Below are 26,357 nucleotides of genomic sequence, written 5' to 3'. Positions count from 1 at the left end.
CGGGACATCAACGATCTCCACGTGCCGTGGCCCGCGAATCCCGCGACTGCCCATCCGGGACCGGGAACCGCCGCCCGCCAAGCCCTGGGCGCGGCGGCCGGCCGAGGTCCGGACCGGGTGATCCTTCGTGTCTCCGGACCAACGCAACCTGTTGTTAGACTGGTGGAGACGTTGATCGTTTGTTGAGGAGCCGAGACATGGTGGTGGACGACGACATCTCCGGGTGATACCCGGACCCGACAGGCCACCGGACTGGTGCGTGGAAGCGCCGCCGACGTGGCCTCGCTGTCGTCCCCTCTTTCCCTCTGTCTGCTGCCGGGGCAGAAGTGTCTTCCCTGCCCCCTCCCCACGAGGTCACCTCCATGTCCGACGCTTCCGTCGTCTGCTCGAACCTGTCCTTCACCTGGCCCGACGACACTCTCGTCTTCCAGGACCTGTCCTTCACCGTCGGCTCCGGCCGCACCGGCCTCGTCGCGCCCAACGGCGCCGGCAAGAGCACGCTGCTCAAGCTCATCGCCGGTGAACTGCGGCCCGGCACCGGGTCGGTCTCCGTGGCCGGCACCCTCGGCTACCTCCCCCAGAGCCTCCCCCTGACCGGCGACCTCACGGTCGCCGAGGTCCTGGACGTCGCCGCGATCATCCAGGCCATCGACGCCGTGGAGTCCGGGGACGTCGACGAAAAGCACTTCACCACCATCGGCGACGACTGGGACATCGAGGAACGCACCCGCGCTCAACTCGACCGCCTCGGTCTGGCCGACCTCACCCTGGGTCGCAGCCTGAGCACCCTCAGCGGCGGCCAGGTCATCTCTCTCGGTCTCGCCGCCCAGTTGCTGAAGCGGCCGGACGTGCTGCTGCTCGACGAGCCCACCAACAACCTCGACCTCGACGCCCGGCACAAGCTCTACGACGTGCTGGAGGACTTCAACGGCTGCCTGCTCCTGGTCAGCCACGACCGCGCCCTGCTGGACCGCATGGAACGCGTCGCCGAACTCGACCGCGGCGAACTGCGCTTCTACGGCGGCAACTTCACCGAGTACGAAGAGGCCGTGCGGGCCGAGCGGGAAGTCGCCGAGAAGAACGTCCGCAACGCCGAGCAGGAGTTGAAGCGGGAGAAGCGGGAGATGCAGCAGGCCCGCGAGCGCGCCGAACGCCGGCAGAGCAACGCCGCCCGCAACCTGAAGAACGCCGGTCTGCCCCGTATCTTCGCCGGCAACATGAAGCGCGGCGCGCAGGAGTCCGCGGGCCGGGCGGGCCAGATGCACGCCGGCCGGGTCAGCGAGGCGAAGGCCCGGCTGGACGAGGCCGGGCGCGCGCTGCGCGAGGAGCAGCGCATCACGCTCGACCTGCCGGACACCAACGTGCCCGCCGGACGCAACCTGTTCCTCGGCCGGCAACTCCGCGTCCGCCTCGGCGAGAAGGACGTGTTCGCCGGCCAGGGCGTCGACCTGACCGTCCGGGGCCCGGAACGCATCGCGCTGACCGGTCCCAACGGCGCCGGCAAGAGCACGCTGCTGCGTCTGCTCAACGGCGACCTGACACCGCACAGCGGCGAGATCAAGCGGGCCGACGGCCGTATCGCCTACCTCTCGCAGCGCCTCGACCTGCTGGACCTCGACCGTACGGTCGCCGAGAACTTCACCGACTACGCCCCCGAGCGGCCGGACGCCGAGCGGATGAACCTGCTCGCCCGCTTCCTCTTCCGAGGACCTCGCGCCCATCTGCCCGTCGGGGTGCTCTCCGGAGGCGAGCGCCTGCGCGCCACCCTGGCCTGCGTGCTGTGCGCGGAACCGGCTCCGCACCTGCTGCTCCTGGACGAGCCGACGAACAACCTCGACCTGGTCAGCGCGAGCCAGTTGGAGGGCGCCCTGAACTCCTACCAGGGGGCCTTCGTGGTGGTCAGCCACGACGAGCGGTTCCTGTGCGAGATCGGCGTGAACCGGTGGCTGCGGCTGGCCGACGGCGAGCTGAAGGAGACGGGGGCCCCTGAGATGTGAGCCGCCGGCGTGTCGACCTGGCCCGCGTCCGAGGCATGCCGCCCCGCGGGCCGAGCACCGATCACGTTGGACGGACCCCATGCCTCAACCGGCTCTGCTCGCCCACGACCTCGTCCACACTCTCGGCGACCGACGCCTGTTCGACGGTGTCTCCCTGACCGCCTCGCCCGGGCACCGCATCGGGCTGATCGGGGAGAACGGCGTCGGCAAGTCGACCCTGCTGTGCCTGCTGGCCGGGACGGACGAGCCCGACGTCGGCAGCGTCACGCGCCCGCCCGACCTGGGCTTTCTTCAGCAGGAGATGCCGTACGACACCGACGCGACGATCGCCGACGTACTCGACGACGCCCTGCGCGAAGCCAGGAAGGACCTCGCCGAGCTGGAACGGCTCAGCGAGCGGGTCGCGCGGACCGCGCAGGACGCGCCCGAGTACGCCGGCCTGCTCGACGCGTACGGCATCCGGCTCGAACAGGCCCAGGAACGGGAGGTCTGGAACGCCGACCGGCGTGCCGCGCTCGTGCTCGACGGCCTCGGCCTCGGCGCCTTCGGACACGACCGGACACTCGGGTCGCTGTCCGGCGGCCAGCGCGGCCGGCTCGCGCTGGCCGCGCTGCTGGTCCGGCGGCCCTCCGCGCTGCTGCTGGACGAACCGACCAACCATCTCGACGACGGTGCCGCCGCCTTCGTCGAGGACCAGGTACGCGCCCTGCCCGGGGTCGTCGTGGTGGCCAGCCACGACCGGGCCTTTCTGGACGCCGTGTGCACGGACCTGATCGACCTCGACCCCGCGATGGACGGCCCGGTCCGCTACGGCGGCAACTACAGCGCCTACCTGGCGGAGAAGCGTGCCGAGCGGGACCGCTGGGAGCGGCGCTGGGCCGAGGAACAGGAGGAACTGGCCGCGTTGCGGGTCTCCGCTCAGGTCACCGCGCACCGCGTCGCACCGGACCGGGGACCGCGCGACAACGAGAAGATGGGCTACGGCCACCGCGCGGGCCGGGTCCAGAGCCAGATCTCCCGGCGGGTGCGCAACGCCGTCCGCCGCCTGGAGGAGCTGGAGCGCTCCCAGGTCGGTGAGCCACCGAAGCCGCTGCGTTTCAGGAGCACGGCGCTCGCGGCACCGGGGGCGAAGGGCGACGGTCCGCTGGTGTCCCTGGACGACGTACGGGTACCGGGCCGGCTCGCACCGGTGAGTGCGCAGGTTTCGGCGACCGACCGTCTGCTGGTCACCGGTGGGAACGGCGCCGGGAAGTCGACTCTGCTGGCCGTGCTCGCCGGGCGGCTCGCGCCCGAGGGCGAGGTACGGCGGCGGCGCGGACTGACTGTGGGCCTGCTCGCCCAGGACACCGTCTTCGCCCGTCCGGGCCGGTCCGTCCGGGACACCTACGAGCTGGCGCTGGGAGCCGAGCGGGCCGAGGCAGTAGCGCTGGGCTCGCTCGGTCTGATGCACGAAGCGGACCTGGACAAGCCGGTCGGCCGGCTCTCGGTCGGACAGCGCAGGCGGCTCGCGCTGGCGCTGCTGGTGGCGCGACCGCCGCAGTTGCTGCTGCTCGACGAACCCACCAACCACTTGTCGCCGCGCCTGTGCGACGAATTGGAGGCGGCGCTGGGCACCGGGCCCGGCGCGATCGTGCTGGCCAGCCACGACCGCTGGCTGCGGGAGCGCTGGCAGGGAGGGGAGATCCGGCTCGGCTCCGGCCTCGAGCGTTCGGGAGGTGCGGGGCACAGGCTTCGCGCCAGTGGACACCGCCAGACCGCGCAAGGGGTTGGGTCGGCCGGATGACGGTAGGAAGGGACGGCACGGTCGGCTGAGGGCTGTTCACAAGGGGATCTCCTCCACGAGCACTCGCGATCTTGGCTGCGAGCGATTCCCTCATGTGCATGCCGTGCGCCGCGAACTCGCCGTCTGCGGAGTCCTCTTGCGCGGTTGCGCCACCGAAGGCGGCGGCCGTCGGGCGGGACAGGCTCACGGTGCACGCGGCCCCGGCCGCCGCGGCGGTGGCGAGCGCTTCGCGGCGGACCAGGGGACGAGCGCGGGGGATGGTGTCGAAGGCGTCAGGACCGTGCCTTCACCGGGAACGTCAGCGACATGGACAGCCACGCGTACACCGGCCCCAGCGCGTTCATGGCGATCACGGACACCCACGCCGCCCACGGGTTGCCGACGTCGTAGCCGAACCCGCCGAAGAACGTGGCGAAGTAGCTGGCGAAGCCGAAGAACATGCCAGGGATCAGTGAGAACAGCTTGAGCTTGCCCGTGTACATCAGCGCGGAGTTCACGACGAGGGTGCACAGTGCCGCGAAAGCGTTGCGGGCGAGCCGGCCCTCGCCGAAGGCCGTGCCCTGATGGGTCTCCAGCAACACGATGACCAGAGCGTACGTCGAACCCATCGGCATGGCCGACCACAGCCGCTTGGCGTCGGGGAGGTTCGGCCCGCCGCGCAGGAACATCCCTGCCCAGGGGATGAAGATCGCCCACGGCGGCAGATGCCACACGGTGCCACCGATGAAGGCGGTCGTGGCCGCCAGCACCGACGCCGCGATCTCGTGGGGTATGCGCTCCCGCCCCGGCGGCGGGGCCTCGGCCGACGTCGCCTGCCGGTCGGCGGTCGTCTCGGTCATGTCAGGCCCCCAGACCGGTCACGAGGGAGCTGTCGAGTTCCGTGGCGAACGTCGAACGGGCCACCACACGGCCCGACTTGACCACCGCGGTACGGACGGGTCGCTCCAGGAGCACCGAGTCGTAGTCGTCCGTGTCGAGCACGACGAGGTCCGCGACCGTGCCCTCCCGAACCCCGTAGTCCGCCTCCGGCAGTCCGATCACCCGCGCGGCGTCGTACGTCACCATGCGCAGCACCCGGCGCAGGTCCGCCGGGCCCGACAGGTGCCCGAGCCGGGCCAGCAGCAGCGCCGCCTCCAGGACGTCACCGGTTCCGTACGGGGTGAACGCGTTGCGGATGTTGTTGGTGGCGCAAGCCGTGAGCACGCCCGCCTCCCACAACTCCCGCACCGGGGCGAGGCCACGGCGTACCGCCGTGTCGTCGCCGCGCCCGCCGAGGAAGAGGTCCGTCGCCGGCAGCGGCACCACGGCCACGCCCGCCGCGGCGAGGTCGGCCAGCACGGCGCGGCGCTCGGCGGGCGGGCGGCCGCCCAGGGAGGTGGCGTGGCCCAGGGTGACGCGCCCGGACAGACCACGTGCGGCTGTGCGGGCCGCGATGAACTCGGCCAGCGCGAACCGCTCGTCGTCGCAGTCGTCCGCGAAGTCCGCATGGAGGTCGGCGGGTACCCCGTACTCGGCGGCGAGGTCGAGCACCAGCTCCACCTGCCGGTGGCAGTCGGCGACCGACGCCTCCGAGTAGGTGCAGCCGCCGATGGCGTCGGCGCCCGCGTCGAGCGCCTTGCGCAGCAGCTTCTCCGTGCCGGGTGCGCGGAAGACGCCCTCCTGCGGGAACGCGACGACCTGCAGGGTGACCAAGTCGGCCCAGGATTCGCGCAGTTCAAGCAGCACCTCGAAGCCGACGAGACCGGCCGCCGGATCGACGTCGGGGTGGGCGCGGACGGTCGTGGTCCCGTTCAGGACGCACATCCGCAGCACCCGCTCGGCGCGCGCCCGCACGTCGTCACGGGTGAAGCCGGCCTTGAGTTCGGCGGTGACGCGGATGGCGTCGGCGAGCGTCCCGGTGGGATTGGGCCGGACGGAGTCGAGCAGTGCCTTGTCGGGGTGCAGATGCGCCTCGATGAGCCCCGGGATCACCACCCGTCCCGCGCAGTCGAGCACCTCCGCGCCGTCGGGCGGCTGAAGGTCCTGGCCGATGGTCTCGACGCGTGCGTCCCGGACCCGGATGTCTGCCGGGTCCAGGGAGTCCTCGACGCGTGCGTGACGCAGCAGCAGAGCGCTCACGATGGGTTCTCCTCACGTGGTCGTGGCGGTTGGGGACCGTACGTGCGGGGAGTGCGGGCGGTGCGGGGACGGTGCTTGCGGCGGGTCAGGTCAGGTGCCGGCGGTGAAGTCCGCCTCGCGGATCACGCTCGCTCCCGGGTGGCAGGGCGTTGTCGCCGGTCGCCAGGACGGTCACGGGGCCGCCGGCGGGCGGCGACGGGGCCCGGGCGGGGCTCGGAGAAGGTACGGGTCCAGGAGTCATGCCAGGACGATAGGAACACCGGCGCAGAGGGTCATGGGCAGCGATTGCCAGTGTGGACGCGTGCGCGTTGACGCTCGCTGACAGTGTCCGTGGGCATGACGACAGAAGCCGTCGGCGGCTGCCGGGAATTGTATACACACTCGCGTCCTGGCCGTTTACAGGGACAGGGCGGCCGCCCATAGTGAGCTGCGTGACCTCAGCCCGTGCCGCCTCGGCGCTGCCTGCGCGCACCCCTGCCGGAGTCCTGACCGTGGCAGGGGCGCTGGAGCTGCCCGCTCTCGCGGGCGCCCGCCTGGCGGCCGGGCGGGCCGGCGCCGGGCGCGCAATCAGGGTCGCCAACATCATGGAAGTGCCGGACATCATCCGCTGGATGCGCGGTGGCGAGTTTCTGCTCACCACCGCCTACGCGGTGCGCGACGACGAAGAGGCGCTGACGGATCTCGTGCCCGAACTGGCCGCCCGCGGCCTCGCCGCCCTCGGCGTGAAGGTCGGCCCGTATCTGCCGCGGCTGCCCGACCGGCTGCTGCGCTGTGCCGACGAAATCGCCTTCCCCGTCGTCGAGTTGCCAGGCCACGTGATGCTCAACGACATTCTCTCCGAGGTCATCGGCACCGTCGTCAACCGCCAGGCCCTCGCCCTCGAACGGTCCCAGGCGCTGCGGGACCGGCTCTCGCGGGCCGTCCTCGACGGCGGGTCCTACCGTGAACTCGTCGCTCTGCTCGCGGGCGAGACCGACTGCCCCGCCGCCATCCGCGCCGCCGGCGGGACGGTCCTCGCGGCCGTCGGTGACGTATCGCTGCACGCCGTGGCGCCTCTCACCCGGCCCATCACGGTCGACCACCGGCCCAGCGGCGACGTGGCCCTGTGGACGGCGGACGGCCAGGAACCCGAACCGGACCAGGTCACCGCCGTGGAGCACGTGGCGAGTCTCGCGGCCATGCTGGCCGTGCAGGAGCGGGTGCTGGCCGAACGTGAACGCCGTTACCGGACCCTGCTGTTGACCGAACTCGTCTCCCACCCGCCGCGCGACCGTGCCGAGTCGGCGCGCCGGGCCGCGGCCCTCGGCTGGGACCTGGAACGTCCCCGCGCCGCCGTCGTGGTGGAGGCCGCGTCGGCCCCCGAGGGCGGCGGCGCCCGTCTCACCGAGGACCGGCTGCTCGCCGCCGCCCGCACCGCCCTCGGCGCGGACACCCCGGCCTGGGGAACCCCCGACGGCCTCACCCTGCTGGTGGCCCCGGGCGGGCCGGACCGCACCGCGCTGCGCCGCGCCTGCGAGCGCCTGCGCCGCGCCGTCACCGCCGCCTGCCCGGGGCGGACCGTGGCCGTCGCCGCGGGCACCGTCCGCGACGACTTCGCCGATCTGCACCTCAGCCACAGCGAGGCCCTGTCCGCGCTCGCCCTCGGCCGCGAACTCGACGGCCTCGCAGGGTCGTTCGTCCGCCTCCACGAGGAGAGCGGCCTCTACCGGCTGCTCGACCAACTGCCCGCATCCGAACTACAGGCCCTGGTCGAGGACACGCTCGGCCCGTTGCTGCGCTACGACGCCGGGAACGACGGCAGCCTCGTGCACAGCCTCGCCGTGTACCTGCGGCACGACCGCAACGGCGTGGAGGCCGCCGAGGAACTCCACATCCACTACAACACGCTGCGCTACCGACTCAAGCAGATCGAGCGGCTCACCGGCACCCCGGACAAGGACCCGATGCGCCGCCTGCAGACGGAACTGGCCGTCCACGCACACCGGTTGCTCAGCGCACGCGCACGCTGACCGGTGCCGCGGCGGCCGCCCGCGGGGCACGCCGTCGCGCCAGCGGGAGCAGCGGATGCAGCCCCGCACCGGTCAGCGGCAGGACGTGCCACAGGCGGTCGCCGAGACCGAACCCGAGCAGCACATTGATCCCGACGCCCCCCGCGAACGCCGCCACCGCACGCCAGTTGACGACCGCGACCGCCGCCTCCGACGGGTCGAAGTGGCCCGGCGCAACTGGAAGCAGTCGGCGGCCGGACTCGGCCGGCGTGGTCGTCCGCACGGCCCTGTCGCTCCGTGCGAACCGCGTGGCGTCCGGGGTGACGGTGGCGCCCGTCATCCACTGGTCGACGCCAAGTGCGAACAGGGCGAGCGCCGTGGTGATGCGCTCGCGTCGGCCGGCGAGGCCGCACAGGAGCGACACCTTTCGAGTCGTCGGGGAACGAGCGGTGTCCCGACGACGCTGAGGCACGACGCGCCCGCGGGCACTGTCAGCCGCTGCCGGTGATCGGCGTCCACTCGCTGGCACCGGTCGCCGAAGACAGCACCCCCCGGAGCGGCCGTACGGTCGACCCATGGAGCCGACCCCGACCGCAACCGCCGCCCGAACCGCCCCGGAGTCCGCCGCGTCGACCGCGACGCACACGACCAACTCCGTACGGCACGACGCCTATGCCGACTCCGTCGCCCTGATGCGCGCCGCCCAGCATCTCACCGGCCTGGCTGGCATCGAGGCCGCCAGCCTCGTCATGGCGACCGAGCCCAATCTGCGGCTGCTCGCCGATGCCGGGCTGCTCACCGACGAGGGGCGCGCCGCCCGCCCCGCCGATCTCGTCGTCGCCCTGCGCGGCACGGCCGAAGCCGTCGAGCGGGCCATCGACGAGGTGCCCGCACTCCTCGATCAGCCGGCCCAGGACGCACAACCCAGGGGAGCGGTGGGGGAGATGGTGCCGCGTGCCCTGGTCGAGGCGGACCCCGCGACCAGCCTCGCCCTGATCTCCACCCCCGGGCCCTACGCCGCCGCCGAGGCCCTCAAGGCGCTGCGGCTCGGCATGCACGCCTTCGTCTTCAGCGACAACGTGCCGCTCGCCCAGGAAATCCGGATCAAGCAGGAGGCCCACCGGCAGGGACTGCTCGCCATGGGGCCCGACTGCGGCACCTCGCTCCTCGACGGGATTCCGCTCGGCTTCACCAATGCGCTGCGTCCCGGCCGCATCGGCCTGATCGGCGCCTCCGGCACGGGACTTCAACAGGTGTCGTGCCTCCTGGACGCCGCCGGCGAAGGCGTCCGGCAGATGATCGGGACCGGCGGGCGCGACCTGAGCGCCGAGGTCGGCGCGCGCACCACGCTCGACGCGCTCGACCTGCTCGACGCCGATCCCGGCTGCGCCCTGATCGTCCTGGTCTCCAAGCCGCCGGCGCCGGACGTCGCCGAACGCGTCCTGGCCCGCGCCGCACGCGCGGACAAGCCCGTCGTCGCCGCGTTCCTCGGCCCCGACCGGGCGGCCTCCCGCGGCCGGGTCACCGTCGTCGGCACCCTGCGGGACGCGGCCCGCACCGCGCTGACCGCCCTCGGTGCCACCCCGCCGCCTGCCTGGACGCCGCCCTCGGTGACCCCGGGCCGCGGCCGCCACCTGCGCGCCCTGTACGCGGGCGGCACCTTCGCGTACGAGGCCCGGCAGTTGCTGCCCGACGCGGTCACCGCAGTGCGGCCCTTCGCTCCGGGCGGCGACATCGCCCTGCCCGAGCGGCACTTGGTGCTCGACCTCGGCGACGACGCCTACACCGCCGGGCGCCCGCACCCGATGATCGACCCGACGGTCCGCGCCGCCCATCTGCGCGCCGCGCTGCACGACCCGAACACCGCCGCAGTCCTCCTCGACGTGGTCCTCGGCCACGGCGCGGGCCCCGACCCGGCCGCCGCGCTCGCCGCCGAACTGGACCGGGTACCTGCGGCCGAACGGCCGCCGGTGCTCGCGTTCGTCGTCGGCACCGAGCGTGACCCGCAGGGCACCGCGGCCCAGCGCGGCCGCCTCGCGCAGGCGGGCGCCCACCTCGCACCGACCAGCACGGACGCGGCCGAATGGGCCGTGGCCCTGACCGGCTCTGCGGCACACGGCCCCGTGGGGACAGGGGACTTGACGTCGACCGGATGACCCGCCGCCCGCCTCCGCCCGACCACGTCAGGAGACCCCGCATGAACGCTCCCACCGCGCCCGCCCTCCTCGGCACGGGCGACACCCCGGCCCGGATCGCCGCCGTCGGCATCGCCGGCTTCGCCGACGTCCCGCGCACCGGGGGCGCCCAGGTCGACACCCTCGACTGGCGCCCCCCGGCCGGCGGCGACCCGGACGCCGGCTGGAACCTCGCCGAGCTCACCGCCCATCCGCTCGTCGAGGAGGCCAACCGCACCGCCGTCGCACGCCTGCTCGCCGCCCGGCCGCTGTGGCGCGATGTCCGCCCGGCCCGCGAGGTACTGCCCGTCCTCGACGACCGCGCCACCGGCGAACGTGTCCTGCTGCACGCCGGACCCCCCATCGGCTGGGCCGACATGTGCGGGCCGATGCGCGCCGGCGTGATCGGCGCCGCCCTGCTCGAAGGCTGGGCCGACACCCCGGAGAAGGCCGAACTCCTCGCGGACTCCGAGGCGTTGCGCTTCGAGCCGTGCCACCACCACGAGGCCGTGGGGCCGATGGGCGGCATCACGTCCCCGTCCATGCCGGTGCTCGTCGTCGAGGACCCCGCCACCGGGCGCCGCGCGTACGCCAACCTCAACGAAGGCGCCGGACGCTGTCTGCGCTACGGCGCCCTCGGCGACGACGTCATGGAGCGGCTGCGCTGGATGGCCGACGTGCTCGCCCCCACCCTGGACACCGTCCTGGGCACCCTGCCCGAGGGGGTCGACCTGCGCGCGATCACCGCACAGGCCCTCCAGATGGGCGACGAGTGCCACAGCCGCAACACGGCCGCGTCCGCGCTGCTCCTGCGTGAGATCGCCGCCCCGCTGGCCCGGACGGACCACGGCCCGGACGTCCTGGAGTTCCTCGCCGCGAACCACTACTGGTTCCTGAACTTCTCCATGGCCGCCTCCAAGCTGGCCACGTCCGCCGCGCACGGCGTGCCCCACTCCACCCTCGTCACCGCGTTCGCCCGCAACGGCGTCGAGGTCGGCATCCGCGTCAGCGGCCTCGGCGACGCCTGGTTCACCGCGCCCGCCGCCCGCATCGAGGGGCTCTACTTCGCCGGATACGGGCCCGAGGACGCCAACCCCGACATCGGCGACAGCGCCATCACCGAGACCAACGGCCTCGGCGGCTTCTCGCTCGCCGCCGCCCCCGCCATCACCGGGTTCGTCGGCGGCACCGTCGACCAGGCGCTGCGCACCAGTCGCGACATGGCCCGCATCACCCTCGCCCGGCACGAGGCGTACCGGCTGCCCGCCCTCGGCGGCCTCGGCTCGCCCGTGGGGATCGATCTGCGTGCCGTCGTCGACACCGGCATCGAACCCGTCGTCACCACCGGCATCGCCCACCGCGAACCGGGCATCGGGCAGATCGGAGCCGGACTCGTGCACGCCCCGATGGAGTGCTTCGTCAAGGCGCTCGCCGCCTTCCCCGTACCGCGGGACGAGGAACGGGAGGACACACGGACGTCATGAGCCCGACCTCCCTGCCGGGCCTGGTCAGCGAACTGGCTCGCGACGTCCTGGCGGGCCCCGCCCGACCCGCCCGCGCCATCGCCGTCGCCCGGCAGGCCCTGTATCTGCACCCGCACGGACAGCGGGATCCGCTCGCCCTGGTGGTGCCCGGCGCCGTGCGAGTGCCGGCCGCCGTCGTCCTGCCGCGCGCCGCGGGGGACCGGCCCTTCCACGGGCTGATCCCCGGCCGCACGGGACGCGTCGGGGCCGGCCGGATCGCGATCGGGTCCCTGCGCCTGACCACGGGGGAGTTCTGGGCGCCGCCCCGCGCCCAGGACACCCCACCCGGCCCGGTACTCGACCGGCTCGCCACGCTCCGCCCGCCCCGGCCGCTGCCGACCGAGCTCCGCCCCGTCGCCCGTGCTCTCGTGCGCATGCTCGCGCACGGCGGCACCGCGGCCCGGCGGCGCGCGGCCCGCGCCCTGCTCGGCCTCGGCCCCGGCGCGACACCCTCCGGGGACGACTTCCTGTGCGGACTGCTGCTCGCCGCCCAGGTGCGGCGGCGCCCGCCGGACTGGCTCGCGGCCCTTGCACATATCGCGGCAGAGGCGGACAGGCTGACGCCGCCGGTCTCCGCGGCCCTTCTCCGGCAGGCCGCCGAAGGCCTGTGCATCCCTCAGGTCGCGGCGCTGCTGCGGGCCGCCGCGACCGGTGGCGACTCGTCCGGCCCGGTCACCGCCCTGCTCGCCGTCGGCCACAGTTCGGGGTGCGACCTGCTGCACGGCCTGTGCGCGGGAGCGCGCCTGGCGACCCGCGCCCGCGACGGGGTCAGGCCCCGATCCACACCGTCGTGATGTCGCAGAACCCCTTGCCGCCGCGGTCCGACGGCTCGTGCACGGACCCGGACAGCTCGGCGCCGCCGATGGGGACCGCGGCCGAGGCCGGTCACCATCCGCACCGAACGGATCACGGGGCAGTTGTACGGCCGTGCAGACCTCGCCCTCCTTCGCCTTCGCATCCTCCTGCGGTGACCGCCACGCAGCGCGACCACCGATTTCTGTACAGAGCCATTCGATGGACAGTTCTTCCACCCGAAAGGAGCCGAAAGCCGCTGGGCCGGACCGGCGGCGCGCGAACTTGGGTAATTCTTTACAGCGGGCCGAGAGCCGACGGCCGCGGCCCGGAACCCGGCGGTCGCGGTCGGGGCGAGGCTCCCAGGCGTGTGCAGGGAAGGCAAAGCCGGTCCGAACCGAGGGGGCGGGCGGCGCCGACCAGGGTGCGGACGGGCCGACCGCATTCCGCACGTGACACACGCTCGTCCCACAGCTGAACACAAACTGGTTCGCCGGGATTGGCTGCGAGAAGCCGCAGGTGAGCGGGCTCGGCCCGGAGGCCGGACGCGGGAGGTAACACATGTGCGGGATCACCGGCTGGGTGTCCTTCGACCGTGATCTGAGGTCCGAGAGCGCGACCTTGGACGCGATGACCGAGACCATGTCCTGCCGGGGCCCGGACGACTGCGGCACCTGGGCCGAGGGGCCCGCCGCCCTCGGCCACCGCAGACTCGCGATCATCGACCTCCCCGGCGGGCGGCAGCCGATGAGCGTCCGGACACCCGAGGGCACCGTGGTGCTCGTCTACTCGGGGGAGACCTACAACTTCACCGAACTGCGCCAGGAACTGACCGGTCTGGGCCACCGCTTCACGACCGAGTCGGACACCGAGGTGGTCCTGCACGCCTACCTCGAATGGGAGGAGGGGCTCGCCAGACGGCTCAACGGCATGTTCGCCTTCGCGGTGTGGGACGGCCGCCACAACCGGCTCGTGATGGTCCGCGACCGTATGGGGATCAAGCCGTTCTACTACTACCCGACCTCCGACGGCGTGCTGTTCGGCTCCGAGCCCAAGGCCATCCTCGCCAATCCACTGGCCCCCGCCCGGATCCGCCTCGACGGCCTGCGGGAAGTGTTCGCGATGGTCAAGACACCCGGACACGCCGTGTGGGACGGCATGCGCGAACTGGAGCCCGGCACCGTCGTCACCGTCGACCGGCAGGGGACGCGCCGACACGTCTACTGGCAACTTCAGACCCGTCCGCACACCGACGACCGAGCCACCACCATCGCCACCGTGCGTTCACTGCTCGACGACATCGTGCGCCGCCAGCTCGTCGCCGACGTCCCCCGCTGCATGCTGCTGTCGGGAGGCTTGGACTCCTCCGCGCTGACCGCCCTGGCCGCCCGCCAACTGGCGGAAAACGGCGAGAAGGTGCGCAGCTTCGCCGTGGACTTCGTGGGACACGCCGACGACTTCGTCGCCGACGAGCTGCGCGCCACACCCGACAGCCCGTACGTGCACGACGTCGCCCGCGCCTCCGGCACCGAGCACCAGGACATCCTTCTCGACGCGCAGGCCCTCGCCGACCTCGACGTACGGGCGGAGACGATCCGGGCACGCGACCTGCCCGTGGGCATCGGCGATTTGGACTCCTCGCTCTACCTGCTCCTCCGGGCGATCCGCGAGCACTCCACGGTCGCGCTGTCCGGCGAGTCGGCCGACGAGGTCTTCGGGGGCTACCTCCAGTTCTTCGACGAGGAGGCCCGGCGCGCCGACACCTTCCCATGGATGGCCCAGGCCCAGCGCTTCGGCAGCGATTCCGGCGTCCTGAGCCCCGCTCTCAGCGAAGCCCTGGACCTGAAGACGTACGTCGCCGACAGCTACTGCGCCGCCACCTCCGACATCCGCCGCCTCGACGGGGAGAGCGACTTCGAGTACCGGATGCGGAAGATCTGCCATCTGCACCTGACCCGGTTCGTACGGGTCCTGCTGGACCGCAAGGACCGCCTGAGCATGGCGGTCGGGCTGGAGGTGCGGGTGCCGTTCTGCGACCACAGGCTCGTTGAGTACGTGTACAACGCTCCCTGGTCGCTGAAGTCGTTCGACGGGCGGGAGAAGAGCCTGCTCAGGGAGGCGACCGCCGACCTGATTCCGCGGTCCGTGTACGACAGGACCAAGAGCCCCTACCCGTCGACCCAGGACCCGAAGTACGCCGTCGCCATCCAGGAACACGTCAGGGACATCCTCGCCCGCCCCTCCCACCCGGTCTTCGACCTGCTCGACCGGGACCGGGTGCACCAAGCCGCCCACCGGGACGCCCCGCAGGTCACGCTGGCGTCGCGGCGCGGTCTCGAACGTACCGTGAACCTGGCACTGTGGCTGGACATGTACAAGCCGGAACTGACGCTGACCTGATGCCGGGCACGCCGCGAGCCGGTCCCGCCGGAGCCCGCCGCCGTGCCTCGCGCCGCACCGTGATGGACGACGCCGGTTCCGGAACCGTCCGTGCCGGCGTCTTGCCGGGCTCGGCGCCACCGCTGAACCGAGCGCAGGCTCACCCGCAAATCCTTGGCGGCCTCCGCGTTGGAGGCACCGGCGCCGAACCGTTCGGCGGCCTCCATCCGGATCCGCTCACGAACCGCGTGCCGTCCAGGCGTCAGCCCACCACCCTGCGGATACCTGATAGACGGCATACCGTGACGGTCACACCCCGTCAGCCCCCAACGACATCACGCTTCCGAAGTCAGTGGCGGCGGGTGAGGTGGGTGAGGGTGACTCCGCTGGGGAAGGCGGTGCGCTCGGCGACATGGAAGACGGTGGGGTTGAAGGCGCCGTCGAAAGCCGGGATTCCGGCGCCGGCGACCACCGGGTAGTTCTTGACCACCAGTTCGTCGATCTCGGGCAGGAGGGCGCCCGCGAGCTTGCCGCCTCCGCAGAGCCAGATGTCCAGGCCGGTGCCCTCCTGCTGCTTGAGTTCGCGGACGAGGGCGAGTGGGTCGCCCGGGACGACGGTGACGGCGGGGTCGGTGTCGGGCTTGAGGGTGCTGGACACCACGTATTGGCGCAGGTGCGCGTACGGGCTGGTGATCCCCGCGTCGAAGGCGGGGCGGTAGGTGCCGAGGCCCATGACGATGGTGTCGAAGCGCCGGTTGGGCGCGTCGGTGAGGCCCACGGCGGCACGGTGGGCGGTCGGAACGGTCTCGGGGTACAGCGTGTTGGTCCAGGAGAAGTAGGCGGCGGTCTGCTGTTCGTCGCCGGCGGGGAAGAAGTCGTACTCGCCGCCGGGGCCGGCGATGCGGCCATCGAGCGTGACACCGACGTAGTACACGAGCTTTCGCATCTCTGATGGCTCCATACGTAGTACTCTAGATGAAGTGGTTTGAACGTAGTACTACAGTTGGAGTGATGTCAATGGTGAGGCGAAACGACCAGCGGCGCGCCGCCCTCGTCGACGCCGCGATCGAGGTGCTGGCCAGGGAAGGAGCACGTGGTCTGACGTTCCGGGCGGTGGACACCGAGGCCGCCGTACCGGCCGGCACCGCGTCCAACTACTTCGCCAGCCGCGACGACCTGCTCACCCAGGCCGGCGCCCGTGTGTACGAGCGGCTCAAGCCCGACGACGCCACGATCGCCCGCCAGCAGGCGGCCGGCCGCGACCGGGAAACCTACGCGGAGCTGATGCGTGAACTCGTCGGCCGCATCGCCCGCTTCCGCACCGGATACCTCGCGCTGCTCGAACTCCGCCTCGAGGCCACCCGCCGCCCCGAATTGCGCAAGGTCCTCACCGAGCGAGTCCGGGCCGACGTCGACGCCAACGTGGCCTACCACGAGGCCTCCGGCCTCCCTGGCGACGCCATGGCCGTCAAGCTGCTCATGCTGGCTCTGAACTGGCTGATCGTCGAGCAGCTCACCCTGCCGGACGTCTTCACGGAAGCAGAGCGTGAACAACTGGTGACGGCCGCGGTCGAACGCATCGTGGCGGCGGAGTAGACGGCTGACGCGCACCGGTCCGATCCGGTGCTCGCGGCGCAGGTGTTGCCGCGCGAGGGTGGCCCGGTTGAGATCGCGTCGGGTGCCGGCGGGGATGGGTCAGCCGTTGTGGGGCGCGGCGACGTCCAGAACCCAGGTCACGCCGAAGCGGTCGGTGAGCATCCCGTACAGCGGGGCCCACTGGGCCTTTTCCAGCGGGCGCACGATGGTGGAGCCCTGGGCGAGCTTGTCCCACAGGGCGCTGATCTCGTCGGCGCCGTCCCCGCGCACCGATACACACGCTGCCACGACGACCGACCCGCAACTCCTGCTCACCCTGGCGGAGATCATCCGCGCTCGCGAGGAACTGCGCTTCGACCATCAACCCGCAGCCGGCACCAGCGCGCCACCACGCCGGGCACAGCCGCATCACCTCCTCACGTGGCGCGGCAAGTGGTACCTCCTCGCCTGCGACTTCGACCGAGAGGACTGGCGCACCTTCCGCGCCGACCGCATCAGCGTCCGCACCCCCAACGGACCACGCTTCACTCCCAGGCCGCTCCCCAACGACGACGTGTCCGCCTTCATCACCGGCCGCTTCCGCGGCACGGACGGCACAACCGCCGACTGGCCGTGCCGAGGCGAGGCCGTCCTCCACCTGTCCGCACACGCCGTCGCCCCCTTCACCCCCGACGGCATGGTCGAGGAACTCGGCCCCGACCGATGCCGTGTCATCCTCGGCTCCTGGTCATGGACCGGACTCGCCGCCGCCCTCGGCCGCTACGACACCGAAATCGATGCCGTCAGCCCACCCCGGCTCGCCACCGCCTTCGCCCTCCTCGCCGAACGCCACGCACACGCAGCGCAGGCAAAGACCGACGTCGTCCCGCCCGGGTGAAGGGTGGTCGGGGCGCCGTTGTCAGTGTCGGATGACACCATCCGGCCATGAGTGGTGAGTCTTTCAACTGGCACGATTTCCTCGGACGTTGGCAGGAGGAGTGGGTTCCGCGCGCGGACGACGACGAGGACTGCGGGCAGACCGCCGTTCCCCTGGGCAGGCCCGGGGCGGACGAGGCGGCGATCGCCGCGGCCGAGCAGCGGCTGGGAAGGCGGCTGCCGCCCTCGTACCGGGAGTTCCTGGCCGTGAGTGACGGGTGGCACGTGGACCAGACGGCCGGGGTCTATCAGCTCGGCGGCGCCGCGGACATCGACTGGTTCCAGGATCCGTACGGCATGACCCGACAGTACGAGGAGAATTTGGGAGACAACCCGCGCCAGGAGGACGTCCTGCTGGCCGGGATGTGGCAGCGGGCACTACGGCTGGAGACGGACTCCGACATGTCGTACGCCCTGCTCGACCCGGGCGACAGTGACCAGGACGGCGAGTGGGCGCTGTACGTCTACAAGGGCTGGAGCGGTGAACTGCCGGACCGTTATCCCTCGTTCCGCGCGTACATGGAAGCCATGTACCGCGGCTTCCACTCCGACCGGGTGGAGAGACCCGACTTCGTGAACGCGACCACGCGCGCCCAGGACGCCCGTGTGGAGGAGGCCCGCCTGCTGGCCCTGCGCGGACGGTACGAGGAGGCCCTGCCCCTGCTCGAGGAGGCGCTGTCCTTCGGTCGGCCACGGAGCGCGGTCCTGCTGAACCAGCTCCGGCATCTGCCGGCTCCGTGCAGCTCCCGCGGTTACGGCAACCTGGTGGCCGACCCGCGCTACCTGCCCGAGGTGCTGCCCGTCGAGGCCATGACGCCCGCACGCGGCGAATGGCGGCTGGGCGGGGACGACCACTGGCTCGGGATGATGACCGCCCGCGGGGCCGCCCGGAAGACCGCCGAGGCCGTACTGAGCACGATGCGGGACGGCACCCATCGCTATGCGCCTCCCGGTCCATGGGGCCGGGCCGTCGCCGAGGCCCGCGAGTCGGCCCGCTGGGGCGCGACCGATGCCGCGTGGCGGGTACTGCGGGACGCGCTCCCGCTGTGGGAGGCGCCCGGGCCCTCGCTGATCGCCCCGATCGGCCTGCTCGCCGATCCGGTCCTGGGTCCGCTGATCACCCCGGAGCGCGGGCGGGAAATCCTCGCGACACCGCGGGCCGGGGAGACGGGACCCGCTCCAGAGCCGGTGCCCGATCTCGATCCGCCGGGCCTCGCCTGGCTGACGGAGCCTGCGGCGAACCGGCGGCCGCTCGACGGATACCGCTGTGTCTGGGTCGAGGGGATCGACCCCGCCCGGCTCCTCGCCCTGATCGGCGAGGAAGGCGCCGAACTGAGCGCGCCCACGGATCCGCGCAAGGCGTCCTGGCGGGCACCCGAGCCCCACGAACGGGAGGGCGTGGAACTCTGGGAGGACCGGGCCGTGGTCGCCGTCGGCCGGACCGCCGACGCGTGGGCCTTCGCCTTCGACGGCCACTCCCACCGCCACCTGAACAAGCTGTTCCTGTCTCCCGCTCCGGCCGCCTCCTCGTCCGGCCGCGCGGTGGTGGTGTGGCGCGAACCGAGGCGCCCGTCCCCGGGTGAGCACCCGGCCGCGTTCCACCTATCGGTGGCCGAACAGGGCGAGGAGCTCTACGCGTTCACCGTGCGGGGTTCGGAGATCCAGCGCTCCGGCGCGATACCCGAGGCTCTGGACCCCACGCGGCTGTTCCGCCCCGGGGAAGCTGAACTGGACTGCGAACGGCGTGCGTTGGAGGCCCTGCATACCGAACTCGGGCTCTCGCTTCCCCGCTTCGCGCTGACCGAGGGCAGGCTTCGCACCTTCACCACCCGGTCCTGGACCCGGGCACCACGCGCGGGCGAGGGGTTCGCCTACGCCTACTTCGTGCGGCACCGGTCCTGAACTCGGGTGGAAGGCGCAGATCCGTGCCGGTCACAGGTCGAGGGGGAGAGCGGTGAGCTCGGCGCGGGAGGCGACGCCCAACTTGGCGTAGCAGTTTCTCAAGTGAAAGTCGACGGTGCGTGAACTGACGAACAGCTGCGCGGCAACGTCCCGGTTCGACAGGCCCTGCCGGACCAGGGCGGCGACCTGGCGCTCCTGCGGGGTCAGCTCGGTGGCGGTGGCGACGTCGCGGCGGCGGACGCTCTCGCCGGAGGCGCGCAGCTCTTGCGCGGCCCGCTGAGCCCACGAGGTGGCGCCGAGGCCCTCGAACAGCGCCAGCGCGGTGCGCAGATGCTCGCGGGCGTCGACCCTGCGGCGGACGCGGCGCAGGTGTTCGCCGAAGGCCAGATGAGTGCGGGCCCGGTTGGGCAGCCGCGGCGAGCCGGCGTGCGCGGCCAGTGCCTGCTGGAAGTGGGCCTCGGCGTCGCTGCCGGCTGCGAGCAGGGCACGGCCGTGTTCGACGACCGCGGTCGCGGCCGGCAGACCGGTGCCCGCGGCGAACTGCTCCAGCTCTGCCAGCCATGTGCGGGCGAGACCGGGGCGGTTGCCGCGGATGGCGGCGTCGAACAGGTCGAGAGCGGCCAGGCGGCGGCAGGCCGGCCCTTCGATTTGCTCGAGATGGTGCAGCGCGGAAGCGGGCTGCGTGACCACGCGCAGCCCGCGGGTCCAGTGCGTCAGGTCGGCGACGAGGCCGTCGGTGATGCCGACCGGGTGCTTGTCCCGGATCTCGGTGACCTTGTCCAGGTGACGGTCGGTGACGTCGTCTCCGCGTAGCGCCGCGACCAGGGCGAGTTGTGCCGTGGGCAGTGCGGTCAGCCCCGGGTGGCCGGTGCCGACGGTCAGCGGCAGCGCCTCGGCGGCGGCGCCGGCGGCCTTCGGCCAGGCGCCGGTCGCGATCTGGAAGTGGGCCCCGCGCGTGAGGGCGTGCTCGACCATGGTCAGCGCGCCGGCGCGGCGGGCGGCGGTCAGTTGCTGTTCGTGCAGCCGCAGTCCGCGTTCGTCGTCGTCGATCAGCATCGCGGCGATGCCCAGGTTGGGTTGCAGCAGATGGTCCTCGACCGGGGCGTCGTCGGTGAGGCTGAACGCGGACCGGAAGGATTCCGCGGCGGGCGCCCAGTCGCTGCGGGCGACGGCGCCGAAGCCGTGCAGGAGGGCCCAGGCGGCCCGCACCGGGGGCGGCGCGTCCGGCGCGGGCTCGGCCACCAGCGCGGTCGGGTCCACCGCGCGCGGGGACCGGGCGCCGAACGCCGCCAGCGACGCGGCGAGCATCGCCAGCTGCGCCACCAGTGTCGCGTCTCCATCGGCGGCGACCTCGGCGGCCCGCAGGATGAGGTCGTAGCCGTCGTTCAGCGAGCGGGTGTTCCACTCGATCTGCCCCTGCAGTGCGAGCAGTTGCGCACGCGCCGGCGGATCGGTCACGTCTGCCGCGGCGGCCTGGGCGAGCGCCGAGGCGCGCGAAGGGTGCGCGCCCAGCCAGGCCGAGGACGCGGCCCGGTACAGCCGCCGGCCACGGGCCTCACCGCCGGCGGTGAGCTCGGCGGCGCGGGCCCACGCGGCGGCCGCCGCCTCGTGACCACCGCGGGCCGCGGCGCGCTCGGCGACCCTGTCGAGGGCGGCGACGACGTCCTCGTCGGGCCGGTCGGCGGCCGCGGCCAGGTGCCAGGCCCGCCGCTCGGGGTCGCCGGTCAGCACGTCGGCGAGCGCACGGTGCGCGGCGCGGCGTTGCGCGCTGGTGGCCGCCCGGTAGACCGCCGAGCGCACCAGCGGGTGGTAGGGGGAGACGGCGTCGCCGTCGACGCGCAGCAGCCCCGACAGCTCCACCGCGTCGAGGGCGGTATCAGCGGCGTCGAGGCGCTCGGCGGCGTCGCGGACCACGGTCAGGCGGGTGGTGTCGTCGGTCGCGGCGACCAGCAGGAACCGCTGCGCGGTCTCGTCGAGGCGGCGGAAGCGGTCGAGGAAGGCGCGCTCCACACCGCCGGTCAGCGGCAGCGGGGTGGGCAGCGGCGCCCGGCCGCTCAGTTGGTCTGCGGTGAGCATCCCGGCCAGCTCGACCAGCGCGAGCGGGTTGCCACCGGTGCCCGCCACCAGTTGGTCGCGAGCCGCCGGATCGATGTCGGTCCCGGTGTGTTCGGACAGCAGCGCGTGAGCGTCGGCACCGTTCACGCCGCCGAGAACGATGGCGGGCAGGTCCCCCGCGTCGAACTGGCGGGCGTCGCCGTCGCGGGCGGCGAACAGCAGCGCCACGCGCTCCGCCTGGAGTCGGCGGGCGGCGAACAGCAGCGCCGCGGCCGACGCGTCGTCGAGCCAGTGCGCGTCGTCGACGACGACCAGCAGCGGCGTCTCTTCGGCAGCGTCGGCGAGCAGACTCAGCGTGCCGAGGAACGCGCGGAAGCGGTCGCCCTCGCCCTCGGTCTCACCCATCGCCGCGCGCAGTGCCGCAGCCTGCGGCGCAGGCAGGGCATCGATGCGGGTGCGCAGCGGCCACAGCAGCCGTTGCAGTGCGGCGAAGGCCAGCGGCGATTCGGACTCCACGCCGGAGGCGCGCAGCACCCGCAGGTCCAACGCGGTTGCCAACACGTCGCCCAGCAGCGCCGACTTGCCGACCCCGGCGACGCCACGCACCACCAGCGCGCCGCCGCTGCCGGTGCGTGCGGCGTCGAGCAGGGCGGCGATCGCCGCGCGTTCAGGATCCCGTCCGGCCAGCACGAGCCCAACGGTACCGAACGCGCCGGTGAAGACACCGGCGCAAGTGATCACCTGCGGCGAGCGTGGCAGCTGACCATCACCCGATTCCGAGCGGGAGTCCCGTCGGCCCACCCCGCCGCCGAACCGGCGCCCCCTCGCACAGGCACCGGTCGCCCCGTGGGCCGGCCGCGCACAACTCGGTCGCTCTGGCGCCCGCACCCTGGCCCTCGGCACGGCGGCCGGCCGCAGGTGTGCTGCCGGCCGCCGGTGCCGCCGGAACCTCCGACGCCGGCGGTACCTCGGACGCCGGCATCGGACCGCCGGGCTTCCTGCTCGTCGGCGCCGGTGTCGGGCCGATGTCCGCCGCCATCGACGTCGTGCGACGGGCGACGTGCCCACCAAGGGTTCCGGACCGTCCTCGAGGCTGACGACGACCGGCCATGAGATCGGCGCCACGCTCGGTGTCCCCGGGCTCACCGCGACAGCCGGCGACCTCGCCGCACAAGCCGGGCTGATCGTCGCCTAGCACCGGGCTTTCGCCATCACCGTCGGCGTCCTTGCCGTCCTGCTCCTCCTCACCGCGCTCGCCGTCCCCGTGGCAAGCCCTGCGCCACGGTCAGCAGCCACGGAACGCACCGTCCCCGACCGGGCCGACCCCGGCGGAAAACCCGGCGATTTCCCCGGTGAGACGCACCCACCCCCGGGCCGACGCTTGCACCTGACCGGCACCACCACCAGCACCTCGGGGAATCGCCCTTGCAGTCCAGCACCTCCATCGCCTCGACCACCTTCGAGGACGAGGACACGACCCGCGCGCACTGCCGGCGCACGGTCACCGAACAGATCGCCGCCATCGACAGCGTCGGCTCCGTCACCATCGGCCTGGCCGCTGGGACGGTCACCGTCATCGCCACTCGCCCCCTGGACCGCGCCGACATCGCCGCGGTCGACGAGGCGGGCCACGCCCTCAGCCCATGACTCCGCCCATTCCGCACGCCACCCGGAGGCCTGCCGTGCCCCGCACACTGCCCGCTCCCAGCGCCACCCCCGTCCACACCGAATACCTGGCGCGCCGCACGTCGCTGCGCCTGTCCGCCACGCTGCTGCTCGTGGGACAGCTCCTGTACATCGTGGTCACCCAGTTCCACACCGATGGGGACGCGAACAATCACCCCGCCGTGTTCACCGAGTACGCCGGCAGCGGGAGCTGGACGGCCGTCCACCTCGGCCAGTTCGCGGGCATGGCGGTGCTCCTCGCGGGGCTGGTCGCCCTGTTCTTCGCCCTGGACGTCCAGGCTGGAACAGCCAGATGGGCGGGGCGATTCGGTGCCGCTTCGGCGGTGGCGACGCTGGGGCTGTACGGCGTCCTCCAGGCCGTGGACGGGGTCGCCCTCAAACAGGCCGTGAACGCGTGGGCGAGCGCCCCGTACACCGAGAAGCCGGCGCGCTTCGCGGGCGCCGAGGCGATCCGCTGGCTCGAATGGGGCGTGAGGAGCTACCAGAACTTCGCCCTGGGCCTCGCACTGCTCCTGTTCGCGGCCGCGGTCATGCGAACGGCTTGGGTCCCGCGGCCCATCGGCCGACATCGGCGGCATGACGTGCGCCTCGTGCGTGAGCCGGGTGGAGAAGGCGCTTCGCCGTGTCGACGGGGTCGCCCTGCCCGCCCAGACGTTCGGCCCCGAACTCGCCGTGCACGCGGAGTTCCCCACCGCCGGGACCTACCAGCTGTGGGCACAGTTCGGCTCGCCCACGGAGACGTGATCACCGTGCCGTTCACCGTCCGGGCCGGCTGACCCGAGCAGGCCCCATGACCACCACCGTTGCCACGTCGGCGACCTGCCCGGTGCCGGCTGGACCCGCGGCCCGGGCGACGACTCTGGGAGGTGTTGGATCCAACGCCCCTCCAGTTGACGACAGGTCCCTCTGTGAACAGGTCCATTGTCAGTGCGGTGCGTTTCACTGTCCGCCATGGAGCTCACGCAAGCGACCGTCAACGACCTGCTGGCCCAACTCGGCCCGGGGGACGGCTACATGTACCTGCCCAGCGACCTGGATGCGCGGCACCTGACCGACCTGCTCGACGGCAGGTACGGCGCCCCGCGCACCCTCGTCCTCGACGGCTTCACCGATCCGACGGTCGACGAGTCCAGGGGCGCGGCTCTCCTCGTGCCTTTCGAGGACCGGGCCGTCACGATACGGGCGTGGGCGTACGGGGACCAGTGGGTCGGCACGGGTACGGCGCGGGACGCCGAGGGGATCGAGCGGCCGGTGCTGGTGGTCGCCCGCAGGGAGGTGCCCGAGCCCTTGGCGGTCGCTCCGGACGAGGACGTCGACTGGGTGGAGCGGCTCATACGGATCACCGGGTGGACCCAGCCCGTCCGGCGGCCGGACGTGGACTGGGCGGAGGTGGAGTCACGCCTGGGCACCGCGCTGCCGAGCGACTACAAGCGCATGGCCGAGACGTTCGGCGAGGGCGCCTTCGACGGATATCTGGACCTGAACCAGGAGCCGTGGACGTCTCTCAGGGAGGACGGGCTGCTCATCTGGGCGGGCACTGAGCACGAGGACCTGTACTGCTGGAGGACCGACGGCGACGACCCCGACCGCTGGCCCGTCGTGGTCCGGTCCTTCGACGGCGAGGACGTCCCCTTCGACTGCCAGACCGCGGACTTCGTCTGCCGCATCCTCATCGACCCGCACCACCCGTTCACGATGGCCCGCTATTTCGACACCCACTGGTTCATGAACTACCGTGAACACGGCTGAACTTCGCCGCCGACGGCATCCGCGGCGCCCGGTTGACGGCGTCTTCGGGGATCAGGCCGAAACACTCGTGTGCCACAGCGGATCCGCCGAATGGTGACGATGTTCCCGTCGGCCGCTGCAGTGCCATGCCGGCGAGGCAGTTCCCGCCGAGTGCGACCGCCGGCGTGAGATCCAGGAGGACTTTGCCCGGGTCGTGACGGCCTGCGGCTGCCGACAGGGAGCGAGCGCCGCGGAGTTGGCCCGGACCTGGGAAATCCTCATTGTCGCTGCTCAGAGGCACCTTGTGCTGTCCGACCGCGTGTCGGGCAGCCCGCTTCATGAAAGCGCGAGGTCAAGTTGATGCACCCGCTCGCGCCAAAGGTCTTCCCACAGATGTTAGACGTCTGCTAATCATGTCACATGATGAATCGCCGGGCTGTCACGGTGATCGCCAAGGTGATCGGCTGTGCGATCTCCACCCCCGAAGTGCCGGGCCTGCATGGCTCAAATTACATGCTCGTGTACGACTCCGACGTCAAGGGCCAGCCGTTAGGCGAACCCGTCGTCTCCGGTGGCTCCCGAGCCGGAGAGCTGATGCTCATCGCCACAGGAACTGCCGCCCGTGCTGCCGAAGTTCGGCCGCCGACTACGTAGGTCTCAACTGTCACTGGGCTGGTGTGAAAGAGGGATCCGCATCAGCCGGCGTTGAGGCCGACCCTCTGACCGCGCGCGACGCCGCCGTCGATGCTCTGTAGAACGTCGATGGCTGAGGCTGAACTCAAGAACCGCTTCATCATCACGAACGCCGTCGGGACTCCGGCCCCGATACGGGCCACCGCCTACGCGCGGCCCCCCATGACGTACTCACCGATTCCGCTCAACTACGCCCACCAGGCTGCGCGGTAGCTGCGCAACTGCTTCCGGCTGGCTGGAACCGGCTTCAAAACCAGCCCGATCGTGCCCGTCAGGTCGTGGCCGGCTTTCTCCTCCAGGAACCGGATCGTCGAGGCCTGGCCGCAGCCGAACCGCGTCGGCTCGCTCCTGCACCCCTGTGAACCGAACTCCGCCCTCATGCCGCGGGCATCGATGAGGCCCTCGACGGCGTGCTCGCCCCCATCCCCTTCCGACACCCTTCGTGAAGCAAGGAGCCAGTCATGAACAGCGCCGCCGGCGTCACCGACAGCGGCCTGGCCATCGTGAACTCGATGCCACGTGAGGAATTCGTCCAGAAACTCTTCGACTCCTGCCACCTGCCGGTGCTCGCGTGGGCCGAGAACGTCGCAGCCGCGCGGCCCTACGACACCGTTGAGAGTCTGCTCGGCCGGGCCACGGGCGCGGTCGACGGACTCAGCCAGGAGGAGGTGGTCGCCGCACACACCGGCCTGACCCGCATCGGCGCCCCGATAGCCGGCACCGACGCCGAGGCTCGCTGGTCACGCTCGGAGTCAGCAGGCGTGGGAACCGAAACGGAACTGCTCGCACGCCTGGCGGCGGCCAATGAGGCATACGAGGAGCGCTTCGGCCACGTGTTCCTCATCAGCGCCACCGGCCTCACCGGGTGGGACATCGTCGAAGCCATCCGGGCACGCCTGGAAAACGACGAGGCAGCCGAGACAGAGCAGATCAAGAGCGAACTCAAGAAGCTCACGGCGATCCGGCTGCCGAAGCTGCTGCACGAGCTGGCCGAGCCGGGCACCTCCGACTGACCTGATCGAAAAGAG

22 protein-coding genes and 2 pseudogenes are annotated in these 26,357 nt (G+C 72.3%); 17 read left to right on the top strand and 7 right to left on the bottom strand.

The annotated features are described in order from the left end of the window. Positions 1-362: 362 nt before the first annotated feature. Both abc-f and ACWC91_RS31255 read left to right on the top strand, forming a co-directional pair. Entirely contained in the window at positions 363-1,997 is a 1,635-nt protein-coding gene (gene abc-f, locus ACWC91_RS31260; protein WP_225080117.1) for a ribosomal protection-like ABC-F family protein, read from the top strand. Positions 1,998-2,076: 79 nt separating this feature from the next. Continuing rightward, a complete protein-coding gene (locus ACWC91_RS31255; protein ID WP_450643723.1) occupies positions 2,077-3,780 on the top strand; it encodes an ABC-F family ATP-binding cassette domain-containing protein in 1,704 nt (567 codons plus the stop codon). Between the two features lie 272 nt (positions 3,781-4,052). On the opposite strand, the gene ACWC91_RS31250 is transcribed toward ACWC91_RS31255, so the two are convergent. Both ACWC91_RS31250 and ACWC91_RS31245 read right to left on the bottom strand, forming a co-directional pair. Beyond that, the gene (locus ACWC91_RS31250; RefSeq protein ID WP_450643722.1) at positions 4,053-4,619 is read right to left on the bottom strand and encodes a DUF1097 domain-containing protein; all 567 of its coding nucleotides are present in this window, start codon (positions 4,617-4,619) and stop codon (positions 4,053-4,055) included. A 1-nt stretch (position 4,620) separates the two neighbouring features. After that, entirely contained in the window at positions 4,621-5,898 is a 1,278-nt protein-coding gene (locus ACWC91_RS31245; protein WP_450726125.1) for an amidohydrolase family protein, read from the bottom strand. Between the two features lie 431 nt (positions 5,899-6,329). On the opposite strand from ACWC91_RS31245, the gene ACWC91_RS31240 reads away from it, so the two are divergent. Then, positions 6,330-7,907 (top strand): PucR family transcriptional regulator, encoded by a 1,578-nt coding sequence (locus ACWC91_RS31240; RefSeq protein WP_450726123.1) that lies wholly within the window; start codon positions 6,330-6,332, stop codon positions 7,905-7,907. Here the strand turns inward: ACWC91_RS31240 and ACWC91_RS31235 are convergent. Beyond that, entirely contained in the window at positions 7,888-8,310 is a 423-nt protein-coding gene (locus ACWC91_RS31235) for a hypothetical protein (RefSeq protein ID WP_450644099.1), read from the bottom strand. The two genes, ACWC91_RS31240 and ACWC91_RS31235, sit on opposite strands and share 20 nt — an antisense overlap. Positions 8,311-8,461: 151 nt before the next feature. Here ACWC91_RS31235 and ACWC91_RS31230 point away from each other — a divergent pair, with 151 nt between their 5' ends. From ACWC91_RS31230 to asnB, 4 genes are all read left to right on the top strand, one after another. After that, positions 8,462-10,042: an acyl-CoA synthetase FdrA gene (locus ACWC91_RS31230; RefSeq protein WP_450644101.1), complete on the top strand. Its 1,581-nt coding sequence runs from the start codon at positions 8,462-8,464 to the stop codon at positions 10,040-10,042. Positions 10,043-10,083: 41 nt separating this feature from the next. After that, on the top strand, positions 10,084-11,544 hold the full coding sequence (locus ACWC91_RS31225) for a YlbE family protein (protein ID WP_376504665.1): 1,461 nt from the start codon (positions 10,084-10,086) through the stop codon (positions 11,542-11,544). After that, positions 11,541-12,377 (top strand): oxamate carbamoyltransferase subunit AllH family protein, encoded by an 837-nt coding sequence (locus ACWC91_RS31220; protein WP_225080109.1) that lies wholly within the window; start codon positions 11,541-11,543, stop codon positions 12,375-12,377. Before ACWC91_RS31225 ends, ACWC91_RS31220 begins: the two co-directional genes overlap by 4 nt. A gap of 559 nt (positions 12,378-12,936) precedes the next feature. After that, on the top strand, positions 12,937-14,775 hold the full coding sequence (asnB, locus tag ACWC91_RS31215; RefSeq protein WP_376504661.1) for an asparagine synthase (glutamine-hydrolyzing): 1,839 nt from the start codon (positions 12,937-12,939) through the stop codon (positions 14,773-14,775). Between the two features lie 92 nt (positions 14,776-14,867). Here the strand turns inward: asnB and ACWC91_RS31210 are convergent. Beyond that, positions 14,868-15,044, bottom strand: a pseudogene (locus ACWC91_RS31210) (helix-turn-helix domain-containing protein); the annotation flags it as partial. Between the two features lie 59 nt (positions 15,045-15,103). Next, positions 15,104-15,700, bottom strand: coding sequence for a dihydrofolate reductase family protein (locus ACWC91_RS31205; protein WP_225080107.1), 597 nt, complete (start codon positions 15,698-15,700; stop codon positions 15,104-15,106). Positions 15,701-15,771: 71 nt separating this feature from the next. On the opposite strand from ACWC91_RS31205, the gene ACWC91_RS31200 reads away from it, so the two are divergent. Next, positions 15,772-16,350: a TetR/AcrR family transcriptional regulator gene (locus ACWC91_RS31200; RefSeq protein WP_225080106.1), complete on the top strand. Its 579-nt coding sequence runs from the start codon at positions 15,772-15,774 to the stop codon at positions 16,348-16,350. Positions 16,351-16,449: 99 nt separating this feature from the next. Here ACWC91_RS31200 and ACWC91_RS31195 read toward each other — a convergent pair. Beyond that, positions 16,450-16,626: pseudogene (locus ACWC91_RS31195) on the bottom strand (VOC family protein); the annotation flags it as partial. Between ACWC91_RS31195 and ACWC91_RS31190 the strand changes: the two are divergent. Then, entirely contained in the window at positions 16,556-17,227 is a 672-nt protein-coding gene (locus ACWC91_RS31190; protein ID WP_450644104.1) for a helix-turn-helix transcriptional regulator, read from the top strand. The pseudogene ACWC91_RS31195 and the gene ACWC91_RS31190 sit on opposite strands and share 71 nt — an antisense overlap. 47 nt (positions 17,228-17,274) lie before the next feature. Then, positions 17,275-19,167, top strand: a complete 1,893-nt coding sequence (locus ACWC91_RS31185) for an SMI1/KNR4 family protein (protein WP_450644106.1) — start codon at positions 17,275-17,277, stop codon at positions 19,165-19,167. A 30-nt stretch (positions 19,168-19,197) separates the two neighbouring features. Here ACWC91_RS31185 and ACWC91_RS31180 read toward each other — a convergent pair whose 3' ends face one another. Then, entirely contained in the window at positions 19,198-21,912 is a 2,715-nt protein-coding gene (locus tag ACWC91_RS31180; protein WP_450726121.1) for an AAA family ATPase, read from the bottom strand. A 370-nt stretch (positions 21,913-22,282) separates the two neighbouring features. On the opposite strand from ACWC91_RS31180, the gene ACWC91_RS31175 reads away from it, so the two are divergent. The 7 genes from ACWC91_RS31175 to ACWC91_RS31145 all read left to right on the top strand — a co-directional run bounded on the left by ACWC91_RS31175 (position 22,283) and on the right by ACWC91_RS31145 (position 26,342). Further along, positions 22,283-22,417, top strand: a complete 135-nt coding sequence (locus ACWC91_RS31175) for a hypothetical protein (protein ID WP_376504653.1) — start codon at positions 22,283-22,285, stop codon at positions 22,415-22,417. Positions 22,418-22,647: 230 nt separating this feature from the next. Beyond that, positions 22,648-22,869, top strand: a complete 222-nt coding sequence (locus ACWC91_RS31170; protein ID WP_376504651.1) for a heavy-metal-associated domain-containing protein — start codon at positions 22,648-22,650, stop codon at positions 22,867-22,869. 35 nt (positions 22,870-22,904) lie between these two features. Continuing rightward, complete coding sequence (locus tag ACWC91_RS31165; protein ID WP_450641193.1) at positions 22,905-23,684, top strand: hypothetical protein; 780 nt, start codon at positions 22,905-22,907, stop codon at positions 23,682-23,684. Positions 23,685-23,859: 175 nt separating this feature from the next. Next, on the top strand, positions 23,860-24,657 hold the full coding sequence (locus tag ACWC91_RS31160) for an SMI1/KNR4 family protein (protein WP_450641194.1): 798 nt from the start codon (positions 23,860-23,862) through the stop codon (positions 24,655-24,657). 399 nt (positions 24,658-25,056) lie between these two features. Beyond that, entirely contained in the window at positions 25,057-25,290 is a 234-nt protein-coding gene (locus ACWC91_RS31155) for a EutN/CcmL family microcompartment protein (protein WP_450641196.1), read from the top strand. Between the two features lie 108 nt (positions 25,291-25,398). Continuing rightward, positions 25,399-25,542, top strand: coding sequence for a hypothetical protein (locus ACWC91_RS31150; protein ID WP_225080095.1), 144 nt, complete (start codon positions 25,399-25,401; stop codon positions 25,540-25,542). A 248-nt stretch (positions 25,543-25,790) separates the two neighbouring features. Beyond that, complete coding sequence (locus tag ACWC91_RS31145) at positions 25,791-26,342, top strand: 2-oxo-4-hydroxy-4-carboxy-5-ureidoimidazoline decarboxylase (RefSeq protein ID WP_450641197.1); 552 nt, start codon at positions 25,791-25,793, stop codon at positions 26,340-26,342. Positions 26,343-26,357: the final 15 nt, after the last annotated feature.

The sequence above is a fragment of the Streptomyces sp. NPDC001204 genome, from assembly GCF_053598035.1.
This window is presented reverse-complemented; position numbering and strand designations above follow the sequence as displayed.